The organism is Achromobacter sp. (genome assembly GCF_036567245.1).
Lineage (GTDB): Bacteria > Pseudomonadota > Gammaproteobacteria > Burkholderiales > Burkholderiaceae_B > Achromobacter.
The window spans coordinates 1-4,823 of sequence record NZ_DATCUY010000074.1 but is presented as its reverse complement, the minus strand read 5'-3'; the positions used below and the strand labels follow the sequence as shown (position 1 = coordinate 4,823).

The following is a 4,823-nucleotide window of genomic DNA, read 5'->3' as shown; positions in this document are numbered from 1 at the left end:
CGGCGGGCAGGCCCGCGGCGCCCACGATGGCCGCCATGACCGAGTCGCATTGGGGATCGGCGGCGGTATCGGCCAGCGCCTGCGCGCCCACCCGGATCTCCGGCATAGGCTGGCCGCCGGCCCAGGCGGCAATGAACTTCTTGCGGGCCGCCCCGTCGGGCACCACCACGACTGCCGCGCGGCTGGCCTGCGCCTGCTCTGCCAGGCGCGTCATCTGGCTGTACGCCGACAAGGCATAAACCGCCAGGCGCTCGGGGTGGCGGGCGATCACATCCAGCGTGCTTTCACCGATCGAACCGGTCGATCCCAGCACGACGACGCGTTGAAAAGCCGTCAAAACAACACTCCAGACAAAAGTAGCGCAAACGGCGCGACCGGGAGAATCGCGTCGATGCGGTCATAGACCCCGCCATGGCCGGGCAGCAGCGTGCTGGAATCCTTGCGGCCGGCGCGCCGCTTGAGCAGCGACTCGAACAGGTCTCCGACGATCGACACCACGCCCAGCAGCGCAGCGATGGGCAGGGCCAGCCAGAAGGTCCAGCGCGCGACCAGCGCATGGCCGTAAGTGCCCTCCCAGAGGCTGGAAAGACCGATCCAGACCACCGCACCCAGGACGCCGGCGACCGCGCCCGCGATCGTCTTGCCCGGACTGACCCGCGGCGCCAGTTTACGCTTGCCGAACGCCCTGCCGGCAAAATATGCGGCGATATCGGCGACCCAGACCAGCGCCAGCAGCGACACCACGAAACCGGCGCCATGGGCCACGAACATCTGCGCCAGCACGGCCCAGGCGGCGAATGCGGCAGGCACGGAGAAAACCGACCAGCCCAGGCTGGCGGGCGGCGCATCGGAGCGGCCGCGTATGACCGCCGCCAGGCCGCCGAATAGCCAGACCGCCGCCACCGCCGGCACCAGATAGCGCATTACCCAGGCGGGATCGGCGATCCCCGTACCGCCCCCCGCCAGCCAGGCGGAAGTCAAGGCCAGCATGCCTGCGAACAGCAGGACGGCGACGCCGACGGCAATCAGGGGGGAAGGCGGTTGCGGCAGCGTCAGGCGCAGCCACTCCCAGTTGGCGCAGGCGGCAGCCAGCGCCAGCAAGGCAACGAACCACCAGGGGTTTGCGCTGACCATTGCGGCAGCCAGAACGGCCAACAGAACGACTGCGGTAACGATACGCTGGCCCAACATATGACGGTCTCCTCGTGTACAGCCCTGGCAAGACGCGCAGGTCGTCCGTTTACTGCGCGCCGTCTTCGCTGAGTTGCGCGCTGGTGCGGCCGAAACGGCGCTCGCGCGTGCGATACCAGTCAAAGGCGGCCGCGAGTTCGGCGGCGCCGAAGTCCGGCCAGTAGCGGTCCGTGAAGTAGAACTCCGCGTAAGCCATCTGCCAGATCAGGAAATTGGAAATGCGCTGTTCGCCGCCGGTGCGGATGAACAGGTCGGGCTCGGGGGCCCAGGACATGGACAGGTGCCGGGACAGGCGCTCCTCATCCACCAGTTGAGGTTGCGCGGCCAGGCCCGGCTCGGCAGCCAGCATGGCGCGGGTGGCCTGCAGGATGTCCCAGCGTCCGCCATAGTTGGCGGCGACCGTCAGATGCAGTCGGTCGTTGTGCGCGGTGCGTTCCTGAGCGGCGAAGATCAACTCTTGCAGGCGGGGCTCAAAGGCGGACAGGTCGCCAATGACGTGCAAGCGCACGCCCTGCTCATCCAGCTTGCCGATCTCGCGCTCCAACGCCTGCACGAACAGGCGCATCAGCAGCGACACCTCCTCGACGGGACGGCGCCAGTTCTCGGAACTGAAGGCGAACAGCGTCAGATAGCGCACGCCAGCGCGGCCGCAGGCCTCGACGACGCGCCGCACCGCCTGCACGCCCTTGGCGTGGCCCGCGGTGCGCGGTAGCAGCCGCCTCGTCGCCCACCGGCCATTGCCATCCATGATGATGGCCACATGCTCGGGAATGTCGCGAGTGGCGGGAACCGCCTGGGTCGAACTGGTTGCCATTGGTCTGGGGTGCGCGCGGTGAAACGGCGTAAACGGAAATACGGGAAGAAAAGCCTGCGCCGTCGTTCCACCGCAGCGCAGCAATGCTGCGGAACAATGGACAGGACGGCGCTCAGGCAGGAAATCCTGGTCTCCAGGGATACGGCCAAGCCGAATACCCTGGAGGCATCCAGGAATTATACGGTCATGATTTCCGCTTCTTTCTGCGTGACCATCTTGTCGATCTCGGCCACGCTGCGGTCGGTCAGCTTCTGGACATCATCCTGCGAACGGCGTTCGTCGTCCTCGGAGATTTCCTTGTCCTTGACCAGCTTCTTCAGCGCTTCGTTGGCTTCGCGACGCAGGTTGCGCACGGCGACCTTGGCATCTTCGCCTTCGCTGCGGACTACCTTGGTCAGATCGCGGCGACGCTCTTCGGTCAGGGCGGGCATCGGCACGCGGATGGTGTCGCCCATCGACATGGGATTCAGGCCCAGATCCGATTCGCGGATCGCCTTTTCAATGGCGGCGGCCATGCTCTTCTCGTAGGGCTGCACGCTGATGGTGCGGGCGTCCACGAGGTTCACGTTGCCGACCTGGCTGATCGGCACGGGCGAGCCGTAATACTCGACCTGCACATGGTCCAGGATGCCGGTATGGGCGCGGCCCGTACGGATCTTGGCCAGGTTGGTCTTGAGCGTGTCAAGCGACTTGGCCATCCTGGCTTCGGCGGATTTGCGGATTTCTGCGACGCTCATGGAATTTCCTTTTCTTTAGACGTGTACCAAGGTGCCTTCGTCTTCGCCGCTGACGACCCGCTTGAGGGCGCCGGACTTATTGATCGAAAACACTTTGATCGGCAGCTTCTGGTCACGGCACAGCGCAAAGGCCGTGGCGTCCATGACTTCCAGCCGGCGGACGATCGCTTCGTCGAAGCTGATGCGCGAGTAACGCGTGGCGGTGGGATCCTTGTTGGGATCGGCGCTGTAGATGCCGTCGACCTTGGTGGCCTTCAGCACGATCTCCGCCCCGATCTCGGCGCCGCGCAATGCAGCGGCCGTGTCCGTGGTGAAGAAGGGATTGCCGGTACCTGCCGCGAAGATGACGACCTTGCCCTCTTCGAGGTAGCGCAGCGCCTTCGGGCGGATGTACGGTTCGACGACCTGATCGATGTTCAAGGCCGATTGCACACGGGTGTCGACACCCTTGTGCTTGAGCGCGTCTTGCAGCGCAAGCGCGTTCATGATGGTGGCCATCATGCCCATGTAGTCGGCGGTCGCGCGGTCCATGCCCTGCGCGCCCGGGGCGACGCCACGGAAAATATTGCCCCCGCCGATGACGATGGCCAATTCGACGCCGGTGGCGGCGACTTCAGCGACCTCATCGGTCATGCGGACGATGGTGGAGCGGTTGATGCCGAATGCATCGTCGCCCATCAGCGCCTCGCCGGAAAGTTTGAGAAGAACCCGTTTGTATGCTCTGCTGCTCATAGGTGATATCCCGAAGAACAATCCGACGAAAGTGTAAGACAAGAAATAGGCCGGACTAGAATTTAATCTAGCGCCGGCCTTTAAGCACTACCCTGGGGTCAGGCGCGGCCAGCGGCGGCGGCGGCGACCTCAGCGGCGAAATCGCTGGTCTTCTTCTCGATACCTTCGCCGACAACGAACAGCACGAACTTGCTGATCGAAGCGCCCTTTTCCTTGAGCATCTGCTCAACGCTGTGCTTGTCGCTCTTGACGAACGGCTGCGACAGCAGGGTGACTTCCTTCAGGAACTTCGCGACCGAGCCTTCGACCATCTTGGCGACGATTTCAGCCGGCTTGCCGGATTCGGCGGCCTTCTGTTCGGCGACCGAGCGTTCGGCGGCGATGTCGGCAGGGTTCACGCCGTCGGCGTTCAGCGCCTTGGGCTTGGTGGCGGCGATGTGCATCGCCAGGTCCTTGCCCACTTCTTCCGCGCCGGTGTATTCGACCAGCACGCCGATCTTGCCGCCGTGCACGTAGCTGGCCAGCGCGTTCGGGGTCTCGATGCGCTCGAAGCGGCGGATCGAGATGTTTTCGCCGATCTTGCCGATCAGGGCGGTGCGGGTGGTTTCGACCGTGCCGTCGCCGTAGGGCAGCGCCGACAGGGCTTCCACCGTGGCGGGGTTCTGCGTGGCGACCAGCTCGGCCAGCTTGTTCACGAAGCCGACGAAGTCGTCGTTCTTGGCGACGAAGTCGGTTTCGCAGTTGATTTCGATGACGGCGCCCTTCTTGGCGTCGGCGGAGATGAACAGACCGATCAGGCCTTCAGCGGTGACGCGGGCGGCAGCCTTGCTGGCCTTGTTGCCCAGCTTGACGCGCAGGATTTCCTCGGCGCGGGCCAGGTCGCCCTCGGCTTCCGTCAAGGCCTTCTTGCACTCCATCATGGGGGCGTCGGTCTTTTCGCGCAGTTCCTTGACCAGGGCAGCGGTAATTTCAGCCATGTTTGCTCCAATTTGCTAGAACATGCCCCGGCAAGCCGGGACAGTGGTTTGATTCGATGGGACATCCGCGACTAGCGGATCAGGAAGATGGGAGCCCACCTTCGCATTGCCGGCGAGGCGGGAGCGGACCCGCATTCGGAACCGCTCCCAGACGCTAACCGCCGGACATGACAATAGGCTTAGGCCTGGTTGTCCTGCACTTCGACGAACTCTTCCTGGCCTTCGCCCAGTTCTTCGACCAGACCGTTCAGGTTCTGTTCGCGGCCTTCCAGCACGGCGTCGGCGATGCCCTTGGCGTACAGCGCGATGGCCTTGGCCGAGTCGTCGTTGCCGGGGATGACGTAGTCGATGCCGTCGGGCGAGTGGTTGGTG

6 protein-coding genes and 1 pseudogene are annotated in these 4,823 nt (G+C 64.5%); all 7 read right to left on the bottom strand.

Annotated elements, in window-relative coordinates; all coding sequences use genetic code 11:
- Positions 1-337 (bottom strand): annotated as a pseudogene (locus tag VIR09_RS03095) (1-deoxy-D-xylulose-5-phosphate reductoisomerase); the annotation flags it as partial.
- Complete coding sequence (locus VIR09_RS03090) at positions 334-1,191, bottom strand: phosphatidate cytidylyltransferase (RefSeq protein ID WP_332011545.1); 858 nt, start codon at positions 1,189-1,191, stop codon at positions 334-336. The pseudogene VIR09_RS03095 and the gene VIR09_RS03090, both read right to left, overlap by 4 nt.
- Before the next feature lie 49 nt (positions 1,192-1,240).
- A complete protein-coding gene (gene uppS, locus VIR09_RS03085) occupies positions 1,241-2,005 on the bottom strand; it encodes a polyprenyl diphosphate synthase (protein WP_332011544.1) in 765 nt (254 codons plus the stop codon).
- A gap of 176 nt (positions 2,006-2,181) precedes the next feature.
- Complete coding sequence (frr, locus tag VIR09_RS03080) at positions 2,182-2,742, bottom strand: ribosome recycling factor (protein ID WP_013393441.1); 561 nt, start codon at positions 2,740-2,742, stop codon at positions 2,182-2,184.
- A gap of 15 nt (positions 2,743-2,757) precedes the next feature.
- On the bottom strand, positions 2,758-3,474 hold the full coding sequence (gene pyrH, locus VIR09_RS03075) for a UMP kinase (RefSeq protein WP_013393440.1): 717 nt from the start codon (positions 3,472-3,474) through the stop codon (positions 2,758-2,760).
- A 98-nt stretch (positions 3,475-3,572) separates the two neighbouring features.
- Entirely contained in the window at positions 3,573-4,451 is an 879-nt protein-coding gene (gene tsf, locus VIR09_RS03070) for a translation elongation factor Ts (RefSeq protein ID WP_013393439.1), read from the bottom strand.
- Positions 4,452-4,630: 179 nt separating this feature from the next.
- A partial coding sequence (locus VIR09_RS03065; RefSeq protein WP_332011543.1) for a 30S ribosomal protein S2 occupies positions 4,631-4,823 on the bottom strand: 193 nt, incomplete at its 5' end.

Coding starts and splice junctions, on each gene's coding strand:
- VIR09_RS03090 (WP_332011545.1), bottom strand. CDS start 1,191: ATGTTGGGCCAGCGTATCGTTACCGCAGTCGTTCTGTTGGCCGTTCTG.
- uppS (WP_332011544.1), bottom strand. CDS start 2,005: ATGGCAACCAGTTCGACCCAGGCGGTTCCCGCCACTCGCGACATTCCC.
- frr (WP_013393441.1), bottom strand. CDS start 2,742: ATGAGCGTCGCAGAAATCCGCAAATCCGCCGAAGCCAGGATGGCCAAG.
- pyrH (WP_013393440.1), bottom strand. CDS start 3,474: ATGAGCAGCAGAGCATACAAACGGGTTCTTCTCAAACTTTCCGGCGAG.
- tsf (WP_013393439.1), bottom strand. CDS start 4,451: ATGGCTGAAATTACCGCTGCCCTGGTCAAGGAACTGCGCGAAAAGACC.